The sequence below is a fragment of the Acinetobacter sp. CY73 genome, assembly GCF_059515865.1.
The window spans coordinates 19514-41505 of record NZ_JCAKMZ010000008.1; the positions used below are offsets into that span (position 1 = coordinate 19514).

A 21992-nucleotide genomic window follows, 5' to 3' on the forward strand; every position below is an offset into this window, starting at 1 on the left:
CATTTATGTCTTGATACCTAGCATTATGATCAAACTCGATTACGAATAAAAACTTGGATCAGGCACTTTACCTGTCAGTACCCACTCACCCACTTCCTGATATTTATAATCAATCGGATCATGCAAAGTTTGGGTTCTCACATTGCGCCAGAAACGGTCTAAATTCAATTGAGCCGTGGTCGCACGCGCGCCCATGACTTGAAATATATTCTGTGTGATATAGAGCGATGTATTCGTTGCTGCAATTTTTGCTGTAGCAATCGCAATCGAGACTTCACCACGCTGTTCTGCATCTAAATCTTCTCCAACCTCCCAAGCCTTTTGCAAGGTCTCAACAGCTTTATTTACCAATAATCGAACCCCCTCAAGCTGAACATAGAATTCAGCAAAATGCTTTTGGGTAAATGGGTCATTTACTGCATTTTCAGCCAAAGATTTTGACCATGCTTTTTGTGTCTGTACCGTCTCAAGCGCAACGTCAAATGCACCCTCTGCAACGCCTAAAAAGAGATGAACAAAAATCAATTGAGCAATCAAAGGCCTTAAACTCGAATAAGGTGTGCTTAAAGGACCTGGATTTAACAGCAATTCATTTTGATGAATTTTGACCTGTTCAAAATGACTGGTTCCGCTGTCCGTTTGGCGTTGCCCCATATTATTCCAATCACCTAAGAAACTGATGCCATCACGTTGAGTTGGAATCACCCCGATAAGCAATTTATTCTCTTCATTAAACCCTGAACATAACAAAATGTCAGAATCAATTGAGCCCGAACAAAAACTTTTATCACCATGGAAAATAAATTCATCTGCTGACACTTGTGTTGCTGTCGTACGACGATCCAATGGGTTTAAGGTATTTCCCCAAAATAAATTGTCTTGCGCTGTCTGCTCGAACCATGAAGCATATTGTACTTTTTGAGCGAAAAGTTGTACGGTAGCAATCAATAAATGATGAAAACCATAGACGTGTGCGAGTGAGCTATCCACTTGAGCAATGGTTTGAATGGTCTTAAAAATCGTCTTCCAATCAGCTCCTTGACCGCCAAACTCTTGAGGAATAGAGAGCGCTAATAGACCACTTTGACGAATTAAATCACGCTCGGCTTTTGGATTGCCCCCTCGCTTATCTCGCTCTGCTGCTGTTCTTACAAAAGTTTGAGCAAGTTGCTGTGCGATTTGAATTGGATCTTGCGCAATATTCTTTTGGGGAGCATTCATATTGTTATACCGTATTTCATGTGCAGAAAATATATCAGAATACAGTCTTTGGCTTTATCACAATGCTTGCTGTCTATATTCCAATAAATACAAATACCGCTAGTCTATCCAGCGGTATTTAAATAAAGACTGATTTAAAATCAATTAATGCTGTGACTTAACCTCAGCAATTAACTGATCGACCACTTGTGGATCTGCCAAAGTTGACGTATCGCCTAAGCTATCTAATTCATCGGCAGCAATCTTTCTTAAGATACGCCGCATGATTTTTCCTGAACGCGTTTTAGGTAAAGCAGGTGCCCAATAAATCGCATCGGGTGTCGCAACAGGACCCAATACTTTGCGCACCCATTGCACTAACTCTTTGCGCAATTCTTCTGACTCAGGCGTATCTGCTTGCAAGGTGACATAAGCTGCAACGCCCTGCCCTTTAATCTCATGTGGCATACCCACAACCGCTGCTTCTGCAACATGCTCATGAGCCACCAAAGCACTTTCAATCTCTGCTGTCCCTAAACGATGACCAGAAACATTCAGCACATCATCGACACGCCCTGTGATCCAGTAATATCCATCTTTATCTCGTCTTGCCCCATCACCAGTGAAATATGTCCCTGGGTAGGTGGAGAAATATGCTTCAATAAAGCGTTCTGGATCGCCCCAAATGGTTCGCATTTGTCCTGGCCAAGAATCCTTAATCACTAGATTACCTTCAGCTTCTCCTTCAATTTCGTGACCATCAGCATCAACCAACGCAGGTTTCACACCATAAAATGGGCGGGTTGCAGACCCCGGTTTAAGTGCTGTCGCACCTGGCAGCGGGGTAATCATAAAACCGCCCGTTTCAGTCTGCCACCATGTATCCACAATTGGACAGCGGCTTTCACCGACCACCGTGTAGTACCAATTCCATGCCTCAGGGTTAATCGGTTCACCGACAGATCCAAGCAGACGCAAACTACTACGATTACTCTCACGAATAAATGCATCCCCTTCTCGCATCATCGCGCGAATCGCAGTCGGGGCTGTATAGAGGATGGTAACATTGTGTTTATCCACAATATGTCCTGTCCGTGCCCACGTCGGATATTGGGGAATGCCCTCGAACATTAAAGTGGTAGTCCCGTTAGATAAAGGACCATATAACACATAAGAATGTCCTGTAATCCAACCAACATCGGCAGTACACCAAAACACATCATCTTGTTTTAAATCGAATACTTCTCTAAATGTGGTATTTACATAGGTTAAATAGCCACCCGTAGTATGCAACACTCCTTTGGGTTTCCCTGTCGAACCTGAGGTATAGAGAATGAAAAGTGGATCTTCTGCATTCATCGGTTCAGGTGGACAAACATCAGTGACTGTCATGATTTCCATGTGATACCACAGATCACGATTTTCCTTCATCGTGATTGGGTTGCCTGTGCGATGTACCACAATCACATGCTTTACCGAACTTGTACCGTCTAATTCCAATGCTGCATCGACGTTTTCTTTCAATGGAATCGGTTTACCACCACGCATACCACTGTCTGCGGTAATCACCAATTTAGCTTGGCAGTCTTCAATTCGACTCGCCAATGAGTCTGGTGAAAAACCACCAAACACCACACAATGCACTGCGCCTATCCGAGTACACGCCAACATTGCAATTGCTGCCTCAGAGACCATCGGCATATATAAAACCACGCGATCTCCTTTGCCTATGCCACGCTTTTTCAAAACATTGGCGAAACGACACACTTCATCGTGTAACTCTTCAAACGAAATAATTTTATGCCGAGATGGATGATCACCTTCCCAAATAATGGCAGGTTTGTGTGGATGTTCTTTTAAATGCCGATCAAGACAATTCGCACTAACGTTAAGCTGACCATCGGCAAACCATTCAACTTTGTAATGATCTTTATCAAAGTTGGTGTTCTTGACTTGAGTGAAAGGTTTAATCCAGTCAAGTTTATGTGCCGCTTCAGCCCAAAACTCATCTGGGTTCTCAATTGACTGGCGATAACGTTCGAAATACTGCTCTTCCGTGGTTCGTGCAGTTTTTTTAAATAGCTCTGGTACTGGATAGATTTCATTCATCTTTTTCTTCCTTGATTATGCATCTCATCACGAGAGTTATTGACCTTGGTTGATCATTTTTTATGTTATATCTTGAGTATGACTATACTTTAAAAAATCAAACAATCATGCTTTGGTCGTAGACTACGCATTCATTTTTTTGTAAAAAATTGAAAGAACAACTCGATCAAAGCCGATGAACAATATTTAAGCCATAATTTTTTAACTATTTGATTCTTAATCATCTAATTAGAGAAATATTGAATGGAATACCATTTGCAGTATTTAAAGACAATTAAAGTTCAATCAATTTTCTTCCGCTGAGCTTATCTAAATTGACCACTTTTATTTTATTAATGCCAATAGATGATCAGGGCATCTCTACTAAAAACATTTCTATTAAAAGTTAAATACATCTTCGCTAGTATCTTTGCAACGAATTCACACCCAATTGAAACCATTCAATCTGCTTCATTTACTTACAATCTGCACAGTTAATACGTTAAAGCTTTTAATTTTTAAGTTTTTTCAGGCAAAATATCATCAAAATCCCTATTTTTCGGAATAACCGTGGCAGAAGAACAATCAACCCTGAGTGCAGTCACTGAAGGTACCACCAATCTGATCCATGAAGCTGGTGAAAAAACCGCTCAAACTGTGATTGCACACACCTCAAAATACAATGATGCATATTCAACTATCGATAAAATCATGGATGGATTCTGGGATCGCCTGCCTTATATTTGCATTGCGATTATTGTTTTTACGATATTTTGGTTAATTTCAAAAGTTTTTAAATTCTTTGTTCGTAAAGCACTTTCTGATCGTTCTTATACCAAGCAAAATTTGGTGCTTGTCCTCAACCGTGTCGGTAGCTCTGCAATCATTTTCTTTGGTTTTTTGATTGCGATGGTGATCGCTATTCCAGGCTTTACTCCAGGGCAATTGATGAGTGCGCTAGGGATTGGTTCTGTTGCGATCGGTTTTGCATTTAAGGATATTTTCCAAAATTTGCTTTCAGGTATTCTAATTTTGCTGGGTGAGCCCTTTAAAATTGGCGATGATATTATTGTGGGTGGTATGGAGGGTACTGTTGAAGATATCCAAATTCGTGCAACCTATCTACGCTCACCAGATGGTCGTCGTATCGTCATTCCCAATGCGACTGTTTATACCAGCCCTGTGACTGTAAATACGGCATATCAACGTCGTCGTTGTGAATTTATTGTCGGCATTGGTTATGAAGATGATGTTCAAAAAGCCAAAGAAATCATTCTGCAAATTCTAGATAAGAATCCAACGATTTTAAGCCAACCTGGGTTTAGTGTGAATGTAACTGCTCTGGCTGATTTCTCAGTGAATCTGAAAATACAGTGGTGGGTGAATACCACTGAAACCTTAACATCAACTTCAATCAGTTTAGTTCAAGAAAGCGTCATTGAGGCCTTTGCAGAACATGAAATTTCAATTCCTTATCCTGTTCAGGAAGTCAAAGTTTATCGTGGCGATGCCTCTCAAGAGGATGAATCTGCACGCGCTAAAGCAACTGAAAAATCAGCTTAAACACATAAGCGTCCTAATACATAGGAAATCACAGTTTCAGTGCGAATAATCCGGTTGCCTAAGCTGAACGCGAGGCAGCCGTTTTTTTCGAGCAGATCAATCTCATAAGGAATAAAACCACCTTCCGGACCGATCAGAATGGTACATGCATGATCAATTGCGAACGGCATTTTTTGCTCAGCATACGGATGTGCCACATAAGCAGGAGATTCTGTAGAGATCATACTTGGTAATACATCTTCAACGAACGGTTTGAATCGTTTATAAATTTCGATTGGTGGGGCAATCGTATCCCCGGCTTGTTCCAAACCCAAAGTCACGTATTGATCGAGCTGTTGTAAAAACGGTGATTGCCAATAGCTTTTATCGACACGATAACTGTGCAATAAAATGATTTTTTCAACACCCAAAGTCACGCTATCCATAATCAAACGACGAAGTACTTTAGGTCTGGGCATGGCCACAATTAAGGTGACTGGAAGCTTTGCTGGTACAACTTCTTCATGTAATGGACGAACCTTGATCGCCCGCTCTTCTACAGCAATCACTTCGGTTAAGTAGCGCTTCCCTGCTTTCACTCCAACCTTGAGTGTATCGCCAATTTGAACATTCACATGCATCTTTAAATGTTCGAGTTGACGAGCAGAACTGATTGTCCAAACATCAGCAGTGGTTTGACGCGAATCGATTAAAACAATATTCATAGTAGGCTTTATAAATACTGATCTAAAACTTGAATATGCTTGGCTAATGATCCCGCATTTTTTTGCATAATTTGGTGAGCATTACTCGCCATTTGGATCGCCAAAGATTCATTTTCAACAAAGTCTAAGAGCATACTTGCCACCTGCTCTGCATCATCCCCAACTGCGACAGCATAAGCCTCTACAAATTCATCGACAATACTTTGGAAATTAAAATAATGGGGGCCAATCACTGTCGGTACATTTAAGGCAATGGGTTCTAATATGTTATGTCCGCCCCCTGGCTGATTCAGTGATCCGCCAACAAAACAGGCGTGACTTAAGGCATACCATAGCCACATTTCGCCCATACTGTCTGCCAAATAGACTTGAGTATCGGTTTCAATTGACTGCCCTAAACTACGGCGCTGTACATTTAAATTCAGATCTTGAGCCACTTGATAGACTTCATCAAAGCGTTCTGGGTGACGCGGAACCACGATCAATAACAGTGAAGGATCTTCAATTAAACGAGTACTGAGTGCTGTAATTAATTGCTGCTCTTCAGGTGCGTGTGTACTGGCAAGGGTGATAATTGTTCGACCATGGAGCATCCATTCTTCTTTGAGCTGTTGAGCATGCTTAATAAAACTTTGAGGTGCATGGATATCAAACTTAATACTTCCGACCACCTGACTTAACTCGGCAGGCATACCAAGCGCCTGAAAGCGTTGTGCTGAGGCTTGATCTTGCGCTAAAAGTTGGCTTAAACCATTGAGCATTGGCTGTGTCAAAGACTTAACTTTTGCATAGCCATTGGCAGATTTTTCAGAAAGACGAGCATTGACCAATATTGTCGGGATATTTAATTTTTTAGATTGAGCAATCAGATTTGGCCATAGTTCTGTTTCCACCAAAACCAACATCTTCGGCTGATATTTTTCAAAGAACTGTGCCACCAAAGACTTTTGATCTGCTGGTAAATACACTGCTTGAAATAGATCGTCATAAGGCGCTTTGAGGAATAATGATTTGGCGCGCGCTTGCCCCGTTTTAGTGGTGTTGGTGACTAAAACTGGATGACCTAATTTCAGATAATGCTCAATCAATGGTTGCGCCGCATTGGTTTCACCCACAGATACCACATGAAACCAAATCGTCTGTGTATTTTTAACAGGCTGAAAAGGTCCGAAACGCTCTAAACATTCCTGTTGGTATGCCTCCGCACTTTGCGCACGTTTTTTTATTTTCCAACGATAAAGAGGTTTTACGATCACTAAGGCAGCGTTGTACCAAAAAGGAGTAGCCAAACATCACATCTCTAAAAACAGCAGTGGCTAGAATATAACAGAGCCTCGTCAGCTTGTTAACTGACGAGGCTTTTTGACATGTTTTATTTTGCTGTATTCTACTTTGCTAGGCTTGGGTAATCCGTATACCCTTCCGCAACATCAGTACCAATCATATTTTCAAACTTCAGTTCATTTAATGGCGCATCAGCCACCAAACGCTCAAATAAATCTGGATTGGCAATATAAGCCTTACCAAATGAAACCGCATCTGCTTTGCCTGTAGCCAGTAGATCCAATGCAGAAGAGCGATCTAACTTCATATTGGCAATATAAGGCACGCCATTTGAACGTTCTTTTAGATATTCACTGATGCTATCATCTGCTAGGTATTCACGTGTAAAGAAAAATGCAATATTACGCTTGCCTAATTCTTGCATCACATAACCGAAAGTTTCACGTGGATCATCATCCCCCATGTCATGCTCATCACCACGTGGCGCCAAATGCACCCCTACACGACCTGCGCCCCATACTTCAATCAATACATCGATCACTTCCAATAGAAAACGTGCACGATTTTCAACTGAACCGCCATACTCATCTTCACGTAAATTGGTTTTAGTCTGTAAAAATTGATCGATCAAATAGCCATTTGCAGCGTGTAATTCAACCCCATCAAAACCTGCAGCTTTAGCACGAATTGCCGCTTGTTTAAATTGTTGAGTAATCGCGTGAATTTCTGAAATGTTTAAAGGGCGTGGCAATACATAATCACGTTTTGGACGAAGTAGACTGACATGACCTGCTTGTTGCACTGAACTTGCTGAAACTGGGGTTTTCCCTTTTAATAAATCAGGATGTGATACGCGCCCCACATGCCATAACTGTGAAACAATCCGTCCATCTTTTGCATGTACGGCATCAGTGACTTTTTTCCAGCCTTCAACTTGAGCATCGGTAAATAAACCAGGTGTCTTTTCATAACCATTGGCTTCTTCAGAAATAACCGTTGCTTCAGCGATGATCAAACCTGCACTGGCACGTTGCGCATAGTATTCAACCATTAACTCAGTAGGAACACGATCAGCAGTCGCACGGCAACGCGTTAAAGGCGCCATTACAACTCGGTTTTTAAGCTTTAATTCACCCAATTGAATTGGAGTTGAAAAGTCAGTCATGGCATCTTCCTTATACAGTTCGGATCATTTGATATATCGCAATCACAAAGATTGTTGTATGTGATCTAAAAATTTCTGAATTTGTGCTTCATCACGTGAGAAATAACACCATTGACCATGCTTGGTTACGGTCACTAAACCTGCTTGTTGCAATACAGATAAATGATTCGACATGGTGGATTGAGAAACTTCAGCAATTTTTTCGATCTGCCCTGCACATACGCCCCGACTGAAATCTCGAGCACAATCATCCTGAGGAATCATGTCTTGAGGATCCTTCAGACATTGTAAAATTTGACGTCTTAGCGGGTTTGATAAGGCTTTGTAAATTGCTTCAGTGTCCATCTCATTTCACTCACATTCATGATAAGCACTTAACACATTCATTATATCGAATATTTTAGATATTAATATCGAATAATTTCGATATTTAACACATCTTTGAAATACCAACATCGAACTGACAAGTATTCATTATTCTAGCATTGATCTGATTTGATGATCTAACACTGACTTTTATCAAAATAATACACATGAATATAAAAGGCAGAGATATAAAAAAAGCAGAGATCAATCTCTGCTTTTTTTATATGCAAAATACTCGATATAAGCTTGAATTAAAGACCTTGTTTCAAACTCGCTTCGATGAACTTATCTAAATCACCATCAAGTACTGCACCCGTGTTTGAACTTTCTACACTGGTGCGCAAATCTTTAATACGTGAGTCATCAAGTACGTATGAACGAATCTGACTACCCCAACCAATATCTGATTTGCTATCTTCAAGTGCTTTAGCAGCATCATTACGCTTCTGCATTTCAAGTTCGTACAATTTTGCACGTAATTGTTTCCAGGCATGGTCACGGTTGGCATGTTGTGAACGCTGGTTCTGACAAGCCACCACAATACCTGTTGGCGCATGCGTTAAACGTACCGCTGAATCGGTTTTGTTAATGTGCTGACCACCCGCACCAGATGCACGGTAAGTATCCGTACGAACATCCGATGGATTAATATCAATTTCAATATTGTCATCAATTTCTGGTGAAACAAACACCGCTGAAAACGAAGTATGACGGCGGTTACCAGAGTCAAATGGTGACTTACGAACTAAACGGTGTACACCTGATTCAGTACGCAACCAACCATAGGCATATTCGCCATCTACACGAATAGTTGCAGATTTAATCCCTGCTACATCACCATCCGATTCTTCCATCACTTCAGCTTTAAAACCATGACGTTCAATCCAACGTAGATACATACGCAATAGCATTGATGCCCAATCTTGAGCCTCTGTGCCCCCTGAACCCGCCTGAATTTCCACATAACATGGGTTCGGATCCATTGGATTACTAAACATACGGCGGAATTCGAGCTTGGCAAGTTCTGCTTCGGCTGAACTTAATTCAGCCTGAACATCTTCAAGTAAGCTTTCATCATCAGCTTCAACAGCGAGATCAAGCATCGCTCGCGCATCTTCTACTTGAGTCGCTAAACCTTCAAGTACATTGAGTACATTTTCAAGTTCGCCTTTCTCTTTCGCCATCGCTTGAGCACGGCTTTGATCATTCCAAATTGTGGGATCTTCTAATTCACGTAGGACTTCTTCTAGACGCTCTTTCTTTAGATCGTAGTCAAAGATACCCCCGTAATGTCTGACCACGGTCGTTTAAGTCTTTTATCTGAATAAGGTACGGATTAATTTCCACGTGCGTTGATCCTAAATATGCTGCTTTTAAATTCTGCAATATTCTAACACAGTCCCTAAAAACATGAGAGATTGCTTTTCTACGACAGAAATCACCCCAAAGCCTAATATGGACTCGATGTCTTGGACTGGTTTGACTCATATTCATTATATTTTTATTATGAGTGATGTTTTAATAGCAACTATCACATTCATATAAACTTCAAATTTATGTGAAAAAGCGATCTTTATTCATAATAAAACACATATTTTTACTCAATACGATCATTAATAACACGATCTAACATTTATTTTAATTTATATAAATCAATAATTTAAACCATAAATATTACATATAATTACACTATATACATTACTGTTACTTTTACTTGATTGATCCTCCATTATTTTCCCCTACACTGAACTTGTAACAAAAAATGTATTCGAATTTTTATTCCTTATAAGGGGAAGTATCATGAAAAAATTAGCAATCGCTTCTGCATTACTATCAGCTTTGGCTGTAACAGGCACTGCAAATGCATATCAAGCTGAAGTTGGTGCTTCTGCAGGCTACGTTGATCCTGACAATGGGAGTTCAGGTAGCGAATTTGGTGTGAACGGTACATATTACTTCAATCCAGTTCAGACACGTAATGCACCTTTGGCTGAAGCGGCATTCCTTGACCGTGCAAGTAACGTGAGTGCGCATGTTGATTTCGCAGATCGTGGTGAATTGGATGACACAACGTATGGTGCTGGAGTCGAATACTTTGTTCCAAACTCTGATTTTTATGTATCTGGTGGTGTAAGCCAAAATGAACAAGAGCGTACCAATATTTTAGGTCAAAAATATGACTGGGATACCACGTACTATAATGCTGAACTAGGTTACCTTCCTGCACCAGGTCTGTTAATTGCAGCGGGTCTTAAAGGTTACGATAACGATGCTGATGATGGCGTAGATCCAACTTTACGTGCAAAATACGTAACGACTTTAAGCAATGGTAAAGATATCAACCTTGAAGCTGGTGCAGCATTTGGTGATTCGGATGAATATAACCTAGCTGCGGATTATTACATCGACAAAACATTAAGTGTAGGCGCAGACTATCACAATAACGATATTACAGATCGTTCAGAAGTGGGTATCAATGCGCGTAAATTCTTTAACCAGCAAGTAAGTTTAGAAGGTCGTGTTGGTTTTGGTGAACAATACAACAACGACTACAATACTTTTGGTGTTGCTGCTAAATACCGCTTCTAATTCATCTAATTTTTAAAAAACTTATCGAAAGCTCATCTTAGGATGGGCTTTTTTAGTACCTAATCGTATAAAGTCAGTTTTAGTGCATTGACTCTTTGTAGTTATTTCATACAATGGACATGAACTGTAACAATACAGTCATAATTTTATAACAAAGAGAGCATTTAAGAATGTTTAAGAAAATTGCACTTGCTACAGCACTTATTGCTAGCCTAGGAACAGCTCATGCTTATCAAGCAGAAGTTGGCGGAACAGTTAATTTAATCGACCCTGATAATGGGGATACTTCTACAGGTTTTGCAATTGATGGGGCGTATTACTTCAACCCAGTTCAAGTTAAAAACCACCCTTTAAATGAAGCAGCATTCTTAGAACGCGCGAGCAATGTAAATGCTGAAGTTTCTTACTATGACTTCGACTGGTACGAAACTACTACATTTGGTGCAGGCGTTGAATACTTTGTACCTAACTCAGATTTCTATGTAGGTGCAAATATTGCTCATTCGAGTGAGGAAGAAGAAGGCTTTGAAGATTACGACGTAACGACTTACGGCGTTGAAGTAGGTTATCTTCCAGCTCCTGGTCTTTTATTGGCGGCAGGTTTGAAAGGTTACGATAATGACTACGACGATGGCGTTGATCCAACAATCCGTGCTAAATATGTTACGCAAGTGGGTTCAAATGACGTAAATCTAGAAGCTTATGCTGGTTTAGGTGATTTAGATGAATTCTCTGTACGTGGTGACTATTACATCGATAAAACTTTGAGTATTGGTGTAGATTATTATGACAATGACCTATATGACGAATTTGGCATTAGCGCTAAAAAATTCTTCAATCAACAAGTGAGTCTTGAAGGTCGTGTAGGTTTTGCTGATGAAGGCAACCTATTCGGTGTTCGTGGTGCTTACCGCTTCTAATCTCATTTAAGTTAGACATAAAAACCGCTCTCATGAGCGGTTTTTTTAATGTTCTAAATGTAAAACCTTAAGCTGTACACTGACATGACCTTTGTATTCATTTTTATCTAACTCATACACAAGTTTGACTTGTTCCTGATCAGCTTGGAAGTCATATTTATTTAAAGCATTAAATGCAATGGCTTCAATCCATTGACCATTGTCTAAGACTAACTTCAATTTAAGATGAACTTCTTTAAGCCAACGATGTTCCAAAATTTTAAATTCACCTTCGAAAACAGGGTGTGGAAATTTTTGCCCCCAAGGTCCAAGCTGTTCAATTTGATTTACTGTCTCGACAACAAAATCTTCATTGCTCAACTCCCCATCTGTCCAAAGTAATGCTTGGAAAATTTCATCATCAGCTTCAGCAATCAATTGCTCAAAAACCTGTTTAAACTCATCAAAGTGCTCGCGTTTAATGGTGAGCCCAGCTGCTGCTGCATGCCCCCCAAAAAAACTCACTAAATGCGGATGTCGTTCAGCGACTTTTTCAATACTGTCACGAATGTGAATACCATCAATCGATCGAGCTGAACCTTTAATATGAATCCCGTCTTTATCTGGTGCAAACACGATACTTGGGCGATGGAATTGTTCTTTTAAACGTCCAGCAACAATGCCGATGACCCCTTGATGCCAGTGCTCTTCAAACATAATTAAAGCAGCAGGTAAATTTTTCTGATCTAATTCAAGTTGCTCAATCACAGTGAGTGCTTCTTGCTTCATCTCTGCTTCGACAGATCGACGCTGTAAATTCAGCTCATTCAATTGTCGCGCAAATGCATAAGCTGTCTGCATATCTTCCGCCAGTAAACATTCGATACCAATATTCATGGTATCCATACGCCCTGCCGCATTTATACGTGGTCCGATGACAAATCCTAAATCCTGCGCTTTTAGATCTTTAGGATCACGACCCGCAAGGTCTAAAAGTGCAATAATCCCTGCACGACACTGATTGGATTGAATGCGTTTCACACCTGCATCGACCAATATTCGGTTATTAAAATCCAAACTAGCAACATCTGCATAAGTACCCAGTGCAACCAAGTCTAAATAATGGATCATTTGTGCGAATGATTTGCCCATTTTTTTACGATGACTGGATAAGTTCGCAAGCAAATAAAATGCAACGCCTACACCTGCTAAAGCTTTGCTTGGAAAATCACAACCCAACTGATTGGGATTTACGACTGCCTCTGCTTTCGGTGTTTCTTTTGTCGTCAAATGATGATCGGTAATAATCACCTGCATCCCATGTGCTTGCGCTTGATCCACTCCCTCATGGCTTGAAATACCATTATCGACTGTGATCAATAAATCAGGGGTATAGGTCACAAAGGCTAAATCTGCAATTGCTGGTGTTAAACCGTAACCATATTTAAAACGATCAGGTACAAGGTAATGGACATTTGCACCCATTTCCCTGAGTGCAAGAACCATGAGTGCGGTACTGGTTGCACCATCGGCATCGTAATCACCCACGATGACAATTTTTTGATTCGATTCAATAGCCTGATCAACGATCTGAATGGCCTGCTCTAATCCTTTCATTTGCGGTGCAAGTAAATGCTTCAATTTAAGTTCAAGCTCTAACTCAGATTGCACCCCTCGTCGTGCTAAAATTCGAGCAAGCAAAGGTGACAAACCCTGAAATAATTCAGGGCTCGTTAAAAATGGTCGTTGTTGAATTTGAATATTCGGCATTTAAGGCATCAATCGTTGTAATGTCCACTGACCTTCGATTCTTTCATAACTCAAGCGGTCATGTAAACGGTTTGGACGTCCTTGCCAAAATTCATAATAATCTGGCACTAAACGATAACCGCCCCAAAACTCAGGCTTAGCAAGTTGCGTTTGAGTTGCAACTTCATCATGTAAATTTTGAAATCTTGACTGCAACTCTTCACGACTACCAATCACGCCACTTTGTGGTGTACTGATATGCGCTGCAATCTGGCTGTCTCTCGGACGCTTATGATAATAGTCTGTCGACTCAGCCAAAGAGATTTTCTCTACTCGTCCACTGACACGAATTTGACGCTCAAGCTCAGGCCAGTAAAATAACAGCTCAGCATAAGGATTTTCAGCTAAGTCCAGCCCTTTTTGACTGTCATAATTGGTATAAAAATCGTACCCAGCTTCAGTTGCACCACGCAATAGAACCGTTCTCACATGGGGGCGACCTTGTGCATTGGCTGTCGCCAATGACATGGCATAAGGTTCATGCAACTTGATTTCAAGAGAATGATTAAACCAACTTAAAAATTGCTCATGTGGATTTAATGCGGCTTGAGTTTCATGTAACTCATCTTTTTGATAACTTAAACGAAGCTCACTTAAATCTTTAATCAAGTCACTCATTCATCTATCCCTTTTAAGCAGCATTAGCGCGAACTGCATCTGCAAGTGAATGTGCAAGTGCCTTTACTTCTTCTAGGTTTTCACCTTCGACCATGACACGAATCACAGGTTCAGTGCCTGATTTACGAATCAACAAACGTCCACGTCCTTTAAGTTGAGCCTCTGCTTTATCAAATTCAGTAACCAATGCTGGTACAGCGTATGGGTCAAACATGGCTTCCAGACGGACATTCACCAATACATTAGGAAGTAGCTTAAATCCATCGACCAACTCATGGAGTGCTTTTTTCTGCTCAACCATGACCGTCAACACTTGTAGTGCTGCAATGATCGCATCACCTGTGGTGCTCTTGTCTAAAGTGAGAATATGACCTGATGGCTCACCACCTATCACCCAACCCTTTTCCTCTAACCCTTGAAGTACATAGCGATCACCTACTTTTGCACGAAGTAAAGGCACTTCAGCTTTTTCAAGTGCGAGCTCTAACGCCATATTACTCATAAGCGTTCCAACAATACCTGCTGGTTTTTTAGCACTCTGAGTCGCAAGAATATACAGAATATGGTCACCATCAATCAGGTTTCCATCTTTATCGACCAACACTACGCGATCAGCATCGCCATCAAAGGCAACGCCCAAATCTGCACCATGTTCAACCACGGCTTTTTGTAAAAATTCGGGATGAGTTGAACCACAATTTTCATTGATGTTCATTCCCGTCGGTTCATTATGAATCGCAAATACTTTTGCACCTAATTCACGAAAAACCGCAGGGCCAACATTGTAAGCAGCACCATTGGCGCAATCGACCACAATCGTTAAATCATTTAAATCTAGATGATATGGGAAAGTCGATTTACAAAACTCGATGTAGCGACCGTTGGCATCTTTGACACGGACACTTTTACCTAAGTTTGCTGGGTCTTCAATGACCATATCTTTTTCAAGTTCAACATTGATTTCATTTTGAAGTTCATCAGGAAGTTTCTTTCCTTCTGAAGAGAAAAATTTAATTCCATTATCAAAATAAGGATTATGCGATGCTGAAATCACAATACCTAAACTGGCATGTAAGGCACGAGTCAAATGCGCAATGGCAGGCGTAGGTAATGGTCCAAGCAAATGTACATACACACCCGCTGCATTCAAGCCCGCCTGTAAAGCTGCCTCTAAAATATAACCCGATAAGCGCGTATCTTTACCTAAAACGACAATTGGCTTGGCTTTCTTTGTTCTTCTTTTTAATACTTTTCCTGCTGCAAACCCAAGTTTGAGTGCAAACTCAGGTGTAATCGGAAGTTCACCAAATTTACCGCGAATACCATCTGTACCAAAATAACTCATTTTTTACCCACTTATTATCCGTGCTTTTTTCGCACTTCGCTTTCATATCCTTACTTTACACTAAATAAAAAAAGCCGTCATAAACTGACGGCTTTTATACAACAAATACTACTAAATTTTGACTAATCTATGAGTCTAATTCAATCACAAAACTGTCGATATTAACCTACGCGATAGTTTGGTGCTTCTTTCGTAATCGTCACATCATGTACATGAGATTCAGACATACCTGCTGCAGTAATTTTAACGAATTTCGCATTTTCACGAAGGTCATTAATGGTTGCTGAACCTGTATAACCCATAGATGAACGTAAACCACCCATCATTTGATGTACGATATTCCCCATTGGGCCTTTGTAAGGTACTCGACCTTCAATGCCTTCAGGTACAAGCTTTTCAGCACCCGCCTTAGAATCTTGGAAATAACGGTCAGCAGAACCTGTAGAACCCGCCATTGCACCCAATGAACCCATACCGCGGTAAGCTTTGTAGTAACGACCTTGGAAGAATTCTACTTCGCCAGGTGCTTCTTCAGTACCCGCCATCAATGAACCGACCATGATGGTACTTGCACCCGCACCAATCGCTTTCGCCATATCGCCAGAGAAGCGAATACCACCATCTGCGATCAATGGAATTTGCTCTTTCAAAGCATTAGCAACGGAATCAATGGCAGACATTTGTGGCATACCAATACCAGCAACGATACGTGTTGTACAAATCGAACCAGGACCAATACCGACTTTAACCGCATCAGCACCTGCATCTAACAACGCAAGAGCGGCATCACCAGTGGCAATGTTACCGCCAATCACTTGTACTTGTGGATAGTTTGCTTTCACCCAACGTACACGCTCAATGACACCCGCGGAGTGACCATGTGCTGTATCTACAACAATCACATCTACACCCGCTTCAACCAATGCTTCAACACGGCTCGGCGTTTCTAGCCCGGTACCGACTGCAGCACCTACACGTAAACGACCTAGATCATCTTTACAACTGTTTGGATAAAGTTCAGCTTTATTGAAATCAGTAACCGTAATCAAACCTTTCAGTTCATTATGCTCACCAACCACAATCACTTTCTCTATACGATTCTTTTGAAGAAGCGCTTGGATATTTTCTTTTGATTCGTTTTCACGAACTGTTACGAGTCGGTCTTGACCTGTCATGATATTACTTACAGGTTGTTCAAGATTCGTTTCAAAGCGTGTATCACGACCTGTCACGATACCTACAACTTTACCGTCCTTCACAACAGGCACACCACTGATGTTATTGGCTTGCGTAATCGCCATCAATTCACGAACAGTTGTTTCTGGTGTTACTGTGATTGGGTCTTTCACCATACCTGCTTCGAATTTCTTCACACGACGTACTTCAGCAGCTTGAGCCAAAATATCCATGTTTTTATGCAAAATACCAATACCGCCATTTTGTGCCATCGCAATTGCCATACGCGATTCAGTCACGGTATCCATTGCAGCTGAAACTAAAGGGATATTAAGTTGAATGCCACGAGTCAGGCGTGTCTTAAGAGAGACATCTTTTGGGAGGACAGTTGAGTAAGCAGGGAGTAATAGGACATCATCGAAGGTTAACGCGTCTTGAACGATGGTCAACATAACAGTCTCGCTGGTAATTTCCGTGAGCCATTATATACAAATTTCTATTCAATTTTCATTTTTTATTCAAGCTTTTTAAGTCATAAAAAATTCAGGATGATTTTTATCAAGAAAGATTTTTCATCTCAAGCGCTGATTATTTAGATGCATAAGTACAAGCCATTTCACCTGTTTTAGCATCATAAATGATGAGTTTTAAATCAAGCAAACGATATTGAATATCCTATGTCTTTCCACGCTTTAATATCTAGATGTGTAAAAGTGAAGTAGCAGAACAGTTGACACTGCCTGTTGCCATTCCACTCATGAGCCAATTACTTCGCTATAAAGTAAACTTACTGGTGGAATAAACATAATCTAAAACTAAAGCTAAGCCGATTAAAATTCCAAAAACTTTAACAAACTTGGTCATAATCTTCATCATTTACTGGATGAGGTATATCAATCTCAACCAAAGGAATGAGTCCATGCGCTGAACGTGCCTTCAGACACTGACTGTCTCCAACTTGAACCTCTTTACATGAAGAACTACGTTGCTCGTACATGGTACAACTGACCTGTTGCCCGATTTCACCAGATAACATCACACAGCGTGGATCTTTTTGATTGGTGCCTTTCATACACGAATAAATAGGCGTTAACTCTTCGATCACACTTTCGGGCATACTCTCTCCTTCTGCCCAATAAAATGACACTCTAAAAAAGGCGCAACACGCCCCACAGCTTAAGCACGCATCCTGTGCTGATATTTGAGACAACATATTTTTAAAATTCTCGTGGTCAAAAAAACCTCTTTCATTAAATAACAATAAAAGAGGTTGAAAGTAGATTTTTTACACGATAAATGTTAAAAATTTTTTCTATTTAACTCAATATTTTTTTCAATATTTTTTCATTATTGCGGACAGGAAAAGACGGTTTCATCCATCAGATCAATACCGCATTGTAGATTTTCAATCCAATCTAAAAATTGATTAATCATTTCTTTTCCAACAAAAGGAGATCCATGCTGAGGAACAATCATTTCCACATCCATTTCACGAACCATTTTCACCCATAAACGAATCACTCGATTCGAGCACATATAGCGCTGATGAAAACCTTTCATCTTTGGAATATGCGAATTGAAGTCGACCAATTGATCAGCAGCATCTTCAACCATTGATGCACCCATATCCCCAGAAAACAAAATCTTAGAGATCGGATCATAAAATTGGAAATTGCCCACCGAATGTAGGAAATGCGCAGGCACAGCAATGATTTTGGTTTCACCCAAAGTAATCGCCGCACCTTGGTCTGGTAATTCGATCAAACGATCAAGCCAGTTCCCTTTCATACGATCACTCATAAATGCTGAGTTCAAGTGCGGTAAGAAACGTGCCCAAAGCTTGGATGCCACAACTTTTGCATCGGTATACACTAACCAACGTGGCATAGACGTAATAATGTCTGGATCTTGATGAGATGCCATCACATAATCTAAATTGGTCAAACGTGTGTATTTATTCAGTTCCATGGTGAGGGGCACATACGTTAAATCACCACCTGGATCCAATACTGCAGCACGACCATTATTGATAATCAGGAACTGATTGGCTTGAACCCCCTCACCTTTCACTAAACTGGTAAAGCTGATGCATTTATGTATGCCATCATCATAGAGTACCTGTGATGTTGTGCGGTCAAGAGCCATGTTAATCCCCAAAAATCTTACTTTAAATTGATTTTATTAATACCTGATAACATATAGGGATTTATATAAACTTACAACAAAGACCAATTCAAATTATTTTATATTTTTCAACTTATTGTGACGTATTTTGCAAATAAAACCGAACGAGTTGCTCGGTTTTATTATGTTCAAATTACAATAAATAATGTTGAATCAATGCGCCAGCACCCAATAAAAAGAAGATTGCTGCGCCAATTTTATGAATTAAAGAGATTGGAAGCTTGTCTGCCAATTTATTCCCTATAAATACAGCAGGCGCATTGGCTAACATCATACCCAGCGTTGTACCCGCAGTGACCCAAAAGATGCTGTCAAAACGCGCAGCCAAAGCTACAGTCGCAACCTGAGTCTTATCACCAATTTCAGCCAAGAAAAACAAAACAAAGGTTGCTCCAAAAACGCCGTATTTTTGCCATTTATTGATACTTTCACTTTCATCATCGAGTTGATCAGGAACAAGCATCCATGCTGCCATCGCAATAAAACCGATCGATACAATCCACAAAAGGATTTCAGGACTAAGCACCGTGGTAATCCATTGACCGATTGCAGCAGAAACACCATGGTTGATGATTGTTGCTAAAAGAATAGCGATAAGAATAGGGACTGGTTTTTGATAACGTGCGGCAAGAAGAAGGGCAAGAAGTTGGGTCTTATCGCCCATTTCAGCGAGAGCTACGATAGCTGTAGAGATGAGGAACTCGTACATGATGACTTTCTCTGGCTAGCATTTTCTAAATACCAATGATCTACCTCTCCTGCTAGCCAAATGTGCAGAGGGATAAATCAAAGGTCTTGCCAACAAAAGTAAGCTTTTACAAGCTCATTTGGTTCTTTGCTATGATGACCATGCTCGGTTTAGAGCAAATATGTTGACCATCACCCTTTTAACTTGCGTAAAAGGCGGCTACTCCCCAATGAAGTGGATCAAGTATAAATCTGTTTGTGGCATTTTTCAAACCCAATAAAAAACCCCGCCTTGGCGAGGTTTTATTGAGTCTAAATGGCTCTGATTAGATTAATAAAGTACGAATATCTTTTAGCAACTTCGTCAGCTTATTGGTAAAGCGCGCTGCATCAGCACCATTAATCACACGATGATCGTATGACAATGATAATGGAAGCATTAACTTCGGATCAAAACTTTGACCATTCCAAACCGGTTGCATCGTTGCAGGTGAAATACCTAAAATCGCGACTTGTGGCCAGTTCACCAATGGCGTAAACGCTGTTCCACCAATCGCACCTAAGCTTGAAATTGTGAAGTTTGCACCTTGAAGATCTTTCGGAGAAAGTTTTTTATCACGTGCTTTTTGGCCCAAAACACCCAATTCAACAGCAATTTCTTTAATTGATTTTTGATCTGGATGACGCAGTACAGGAACGGTTAAACCATCTGGCGTTGCCACTGCAATACCCATATGGATTTCATTACGCAATAGCACAGATTTCCCATCATCAGCCAAGTGACCAGCAAAATCACGCTCTCCTTTCAACAAATGCGCTACCGCTTTGATGATGAACGCCATAATCGTCAAGCTAATGCCATCTTTCTTGAAGTTCCCTTTAAGATCATTACGCCATGCTTCAAGCTCTGTAATATCTGCAAGATCAAACTGAGTCACTTGCGGGATATAGTTGTTTAAAGACAACTGCGGAATCGACACTTGCTGTAAACGTGTTAATGCTTTTTCTTCAACACCACCAAAGGCATCAAAACTTGGAAGTTTCGGTAAACCAGCAGCAACCGCTGTAGCTGATGCGACAACTGGCGCTGTTTGTGGTGCGGTTAAACGCATCTTCACATAAGCAACCAAATCTTCTTTCATGAGACGTTGATGAGGGCCTGATGCCTTCACCTCCGCTAACACCACACCTAGCTCACGTGCAAGTTTACGCACTGCAGGACCTGCATAAACATTGGCATTCGCAGCATTTTGTTCTTTGGTCAGCTTACCCGCGTCAGTATTTGCATAATTCGAAGTGACAACTGAAGATTCGACAGGAGTAGAATCTGCTTTAGAAGCATCTACTTTCTTAGTTTCAGCTTGAGCAGGCTCTTGTGATGCAACGGGAGCAGTTTGACCTGAAGCCTCAATGGTCACTAAAGCAATGCCTTGAGAAACACTTTGACCAACCTCAACATGGATTGCTTTGATCACGCCTGCAATTGAACTTGGCACCTCAACTGAAGCTTTATCTGATTCAACCACACATAGACTTTGTTGAGCTTCAACCGTATCGCCAACTTTGACCAAGATTTCCGATACTGTTGCTTTATCTACACCCAAATCAGGAACAGTCACTTCGACTGCACCTGATTGTACTGGAGCAGTTGCTTTCTCTGGAGCTGAATTTTGCGTTTGAGCAACAGACGTGTCTTGAGCTTGAGTAGGTTGTTGAGCTGATTGTTGAACTGGCTGAGTTTCAGCTGCACCTGCAACTTTCACTTTTAAAATAACAACGCCCTCTTTAACGCTATCACCTTCTTTAATTTCAACGCTTTCAACAACTCCCGCAACAGTGCTAGGCACTTCTACGGTTGCTTTATCCGACTCAACCACCACAATACTTTGGTCAACTTCAATTTCATCACCCGCTTTAACGAGGACTTCACCGACCAATGCTTTTTCCACACCAATATCTGGTACTTGAACATCAACCACTTGCGATGTAGATGCAACAGCTTTTGGAGAAGTTTCAACTTTCGCCTCAACAACAGGTGCTGATTTTTCTTCAGCTTTTGGTGCTTCTGCAACAGGGGTAGTCACTTGACCTTCAGCTTCTAGCTCAATCAGCACAGCACCTTCAGCAACGCTGTCACCCAAGCTCACTAAAATACTTTTAACCACGCCCGCAGAAGTGCTTGGCACTTCCACAGATGCTTTGTCAGATTCCAGCAGAACAATACTGTCATCAACGCTAATGGTGTCACCCACTTTGACCAAAATTTCAGCAACAGTGGCTTGATCTACACCAATATCAGGAGTCGTAATTTGCAT

The 21992-nt window shown here is 40.8% G+C and carries 18 protein-coding genes and 1 riboswitch; of the genes, 3 read left to right on the forward strand and 15 right to left on the reverse strand.

Annotated elements, in window-relative coordinates; translation table 11 throughout:
- Positions 1–39: 39 nt before the first annotated feature.
- Positions 40–1221, reverse strand: coding sequence for an acyl-CoA dehydrogenase family protein (locus tag AC5YD2_RS05850; RefSeq protein WP_496125423.1), 1182 nt, complete (start codon positions 1219–1221; stop codon positions 40–42).
- A gap of 144 nt (positions 1222–1365) precedes the next feature.
- Positions 1366–3309, reverse strand: a complete 1944-nt coding sequence (acs, locus tag AC5YD2_RS05855; RefSeq protein WP_496125424.1) for an acetate--CoA ligase — start codon at positions 3307–3309, stop codon at positions 1366–1368.
- A 549-nt stretch (positions 3310–3858) separates the two neighbouring features.
- Here acs and AC5YD2_RS05860 point away from each other — a divergent pair.
- Complete coding sequence (locus AC5YD2_RS05860) at positions 3859–4851, forward strand: mechanosensitive ion channel family protein (protein ID WP_496125425.1); 993 nt, start codon at positions 3859–3861, stop codon at positions 4849–4851.
- On the opposite strand, the gene AC5YD2_RS05865 is transcribed toward AC5YD2_RS05860, so the two are convergent.
- The 5 genes from AC5YD2_RS05865 to prfB all read right to left on the reverse strand — a co-directional run bounded on the left by AC5YD2_RS05865 (position 4848) and on the right by prfB (position 9717).
- Complete coding sequence (locus AC5YD2_RS05865; RefSeq protein ID WP_496125426.1) at positions 4848–5555, reverse strand: 16S rRNA (uracil(1498)-N(3))-methyltransferase; 708 nt, start codon at positions 5553–5555, stop codon at positions 4848–4850. The genes AC5YD2_RS05860 and AC5YD2_RS05865 overlap by 4 nt on opposite strands.
- 8 nt (positions 5556–5563) lie before the next feature.
- Entirely contained in the window at positions 5564–6844 is a 1281-nt protein-coding gene (locus AC5YD2_RS05870) for a 3-deoxy-D-manno-octulosonic acid transferase (protein ID WP_496125427.1), read from the reverse strand.
- Between the two features lie 98 nt (positions 6845–6942).
- Positions 6943–8004, reverse strand: coding sequence for an alkene reductase (locus tag AC5YD2_RS05875; RefSeq protein ID WP_496125428.1), 1062 nt, complete (start codon positions 8002–8004; stop codon positions 6943–6945).
- 42 nt (positions 8005–8046) lie between these two features.
- The gene (locus tag AC5YD2_RS05880) at positions 8047–8349 is read right to left on the reverse strand and encodes an ArsR/SmtB family transcription factor (protein ID WP_496125429.1); all 303 of its coding nucleotides are present in this window, start codon (positions 8347–8349) and stop codon (positions 8047–8049) included.
- Positions 8350–8621: 272 nt separating this feature from the next.
- Positions 8622–9717, reverse strand: a protein-coding gene (gene prfB / locus AC5YD2_RS05885; protein WP_496125430.1) for a peptide chain release factor 2 whose coding sequence is annotated in 2 segments (ribosomal slippage) — positions 8622–9644 and positions 9646–9717 — 1095 coding nt in all. Because the reading frame shifts where the segments join, the coding sequence is not laid out codon by codon here.
- Positions 9718–10170: 453 nt separating this feature from the next.
- Here prfB and AC5YD2_RS05890 point away from each other — a divergent pair.
- Positions 10171–10959 carry a putative porin gene (locus AC5YD2_RS05890; protein ID WP_496125431.1) on the forward strand — a complete coding sequence of 263 codons (789 nt, stop codon included), beginning with the start codon at positions 10171–10173 and terminating at the stop codon, positions 10957–10959.
- A 170-nt stretch (positions 10960–11129) separates the two neighbouring features.
- The gene (locus tag AC5YD2_RS05895) at positions 11130–11879 is read left to right on the forward strand and encodes a putative porin (RefSeq protein WP_496125432.1); all 750 of its coding nucleotides are present in this window, start codon (positions 11130–11132) and stop codon (positions 11877–11879) included.
- Between the two features lie 45 nt (positions 11880–11924).
- Here AC5YD2_RS05895 and recJ read toward each other — a convergent pair whose 3' ends face one another.
- From recJ to AC5YD2_RS05935, 8 genes are all read right to left on the reverse strand, one after another.
- Positions 11925–13628 (reverse strand): single-stranded-DNA-specific exonuclease RecJ, encoded by a 1704-nt coding sequence (recJ, locus tag AC5YD2_RS05900; RefSeq protein WP_496125433.1) that lies wholly within the window; start codon positions 13626–13628, stop codon positions 11925–11927.
- Positions 13629–14285 (reverse strand): pyridoxamine 5'-phosphate oxidase, encoded by a 657-nt coding sequence (gene pdxH, locus AC5YD2_RS05905; RefSeq protein ID WP_496125434.1) that lies wholly within the window; start codon positions 14283–14285, stop codon positions 13629–13631.
- A gap of 13 nt (positions 14286–14298) precedes the next feature.
- Positions 14299–15630, reverse strand: a complete 1332-nt coding sequence (gene glmM / locus AC5YD2_RS05910) for a phosphoglucosamine mutase (protein ID WP_496125435.1) — start codon at positions 15628–15630, stop codon at positions 14299–14301.
- 161 nt (positions 15631–15791) lie between these two features.
- On the reverse strand, positions 15792–17258 hold the full coding sequence (guaB, locus tag AC5YD2_RS05915; protein ID WP_496125436.1) for an IMP dehydrogenase: 1467 nt from the start codon (positions 17256–17258) through the stop codon (positions 15792–15794).
- 395 nt (positions 17259–17653) lie between these two features.
- Entirely contained in the window at positions 17654–18019 is a 366-nt protein-coding gene (locus AC5YD2_RS05920; RefSeq protein WP_496125437.1) for a YkgJ family cysteine cluster protein, read from the reverse strand.
- Between the two features lie 134 nt (positions 18020–18153).
- The gene (locus AC5YD2_RS05925) at positions 18154–18951 is read right to left on the reverse strand and encodes an oxygen-binding di-iron domain-containing protein (protein ID WP_496125438.1); all 798 of its coding nucleotides are present in this window, start codon (positions 18949–18951) and stop codon (positions 18154–18156) included.
- Between the two features lie 172 nt (positions 18952–19123).
- Positions 19124–19699: a TMEM165/GDT1 family protein gene (locus AC5YD2_RS05930; protein WP_496125439.1), complete on the reverse strand. Its 576-nt coding sequence runs from the start codon at positions 19697–19699 to the stop codon at positions 19124–19126.
- Positions 19700–19774: 75 nt separating this feature from the next.
- Positions 19775–19918, reverse strand: a riboswitch (yybP-ykoY riboswitch).
- 85 nt (positions 19919–20003) lie between these two features.
- Positions 20004–21992, reverse strand: a complete 1989-nt coding sequence (locus AC5YD2_RS05935) for a 2-oxo acid dehydrogenase subunit E2 (protein ID WP_496125440.1) — start codon at positions 21990–21992, stop codon at positions 20004–20006.

What these genes read in the sequence shown, in the direction of transcription:
- AC5YD2_RS05850 (WP_496125423.1), bottom strand. Translation starts at nt 1,221, where the DNA reads ATGAATGCTCCCCAAAAGAATATTGCGCAAGATCCAATTCAAATCGCA.
- acs (WP_496125424.1), bottom strand. Translation starts at nt 3,309, where the DNA reads ATGAATGAAATCTATCCAGTACCAGAGCTATTTAAAAAAACTGCACGA.
- AC5YD2_RS05865 (WP_496125426.1), bottom strand. Translation starts at nt 5,555, where the DNA reads ATGAATATTGTTTTAATCGATTCGCGTCAAACCACTGCTGATGTTTGG.
- AC5YD2_RS05875 (WP_496125428.1), bottom strand. Translation starts at nt 8,004, where the DNA reads ATGACTGACTTTTCAACTCCAATTCAATTGGGTGAATTAAAGCTTAAA.
- AC5YD2_RS05880 (WP_496125429.1), bottom strand. Translation starts at nt 8,349, where the DNA reads ATGGACACTGAAGCAATTTACAAAGCCTTATCAAACCCGCTAAGACGT.
- AC5YD2_RS05890 (WP_496125431.1), top strand. Translation starts at nt 10,171, where the DNA reads ATGAAAAAATTAGCAATCGCTTCTGCATTACTATCAGCTTTGGCTGTA.
- AC5YD2_RS05895 (WP_496125432.1), top strand. Translation starts at nt 11,130, where the DNA reads ATGTTTAAGAAAATTGCACTTGCTACAGCACTTATTGCTAGCCTAGGA.
- recJ (WP_496125433.1), bottom strand. Translation starts at nt 13,628, where the DNA reads ATGCCGAATATTCAAATTCAACAACGACCATTTTTAACGAGCCCTGAA.
- pdxH (WP_496125434.1), bottom strand. Translation starts at nt 14,285, where the DNA reads ATGAGTGACTTGATTAAAGATTTAAGTGAGCTTCGTTTAAGTTATCAA.
- glmM (WP_496125435.1), bottom strand. Translation starts at nt 15,630, where the DNA reads ATGAGTTATTTTGGTACAGATGGTATTCGCGGTAAATTTGGTGAACTT.
- guaB (WP_496125436.1), bottom strand. Translation starts at nt 17,258, where the DNA reads ATGTTGACCATCGTTCAAGACGCGTTAACCTTCGATGATGTCCTATTA.
- AC5YD2_RS05920 (WP_496125437.1), bottom strand. Translation starts at nt 18,019, where the DNA reads ATGTTGTCTCAAATATCAGCACAGGATGCGTGCTTAAGCTGTGGGGCG.
- AC5YD2_RS05925 (WP_496125438.1), bottom strand. Translation starts at nt 18,951, where the DNA reads ATGGCTCTTGACCGCACAACATCACAGGTACTCTATGATGATGGCATA.
- AC5YD2_RS05930 (WP_496125439.1), bottom strand. Translation starts at nt 19,699, where the DNA reads ATGTACGAGTTCCTCATCTCTACAGCTATCGTAGCTCTCGCTGAAATG.
- AC5YD2_RS05935 (WP_496125440.1), bottom strand. Translation starts at nt 21,992, where the DNA reads ATGCAAATTACGACTCCTGATATTGGTGTAGATCAAGCCACTGTTGCT.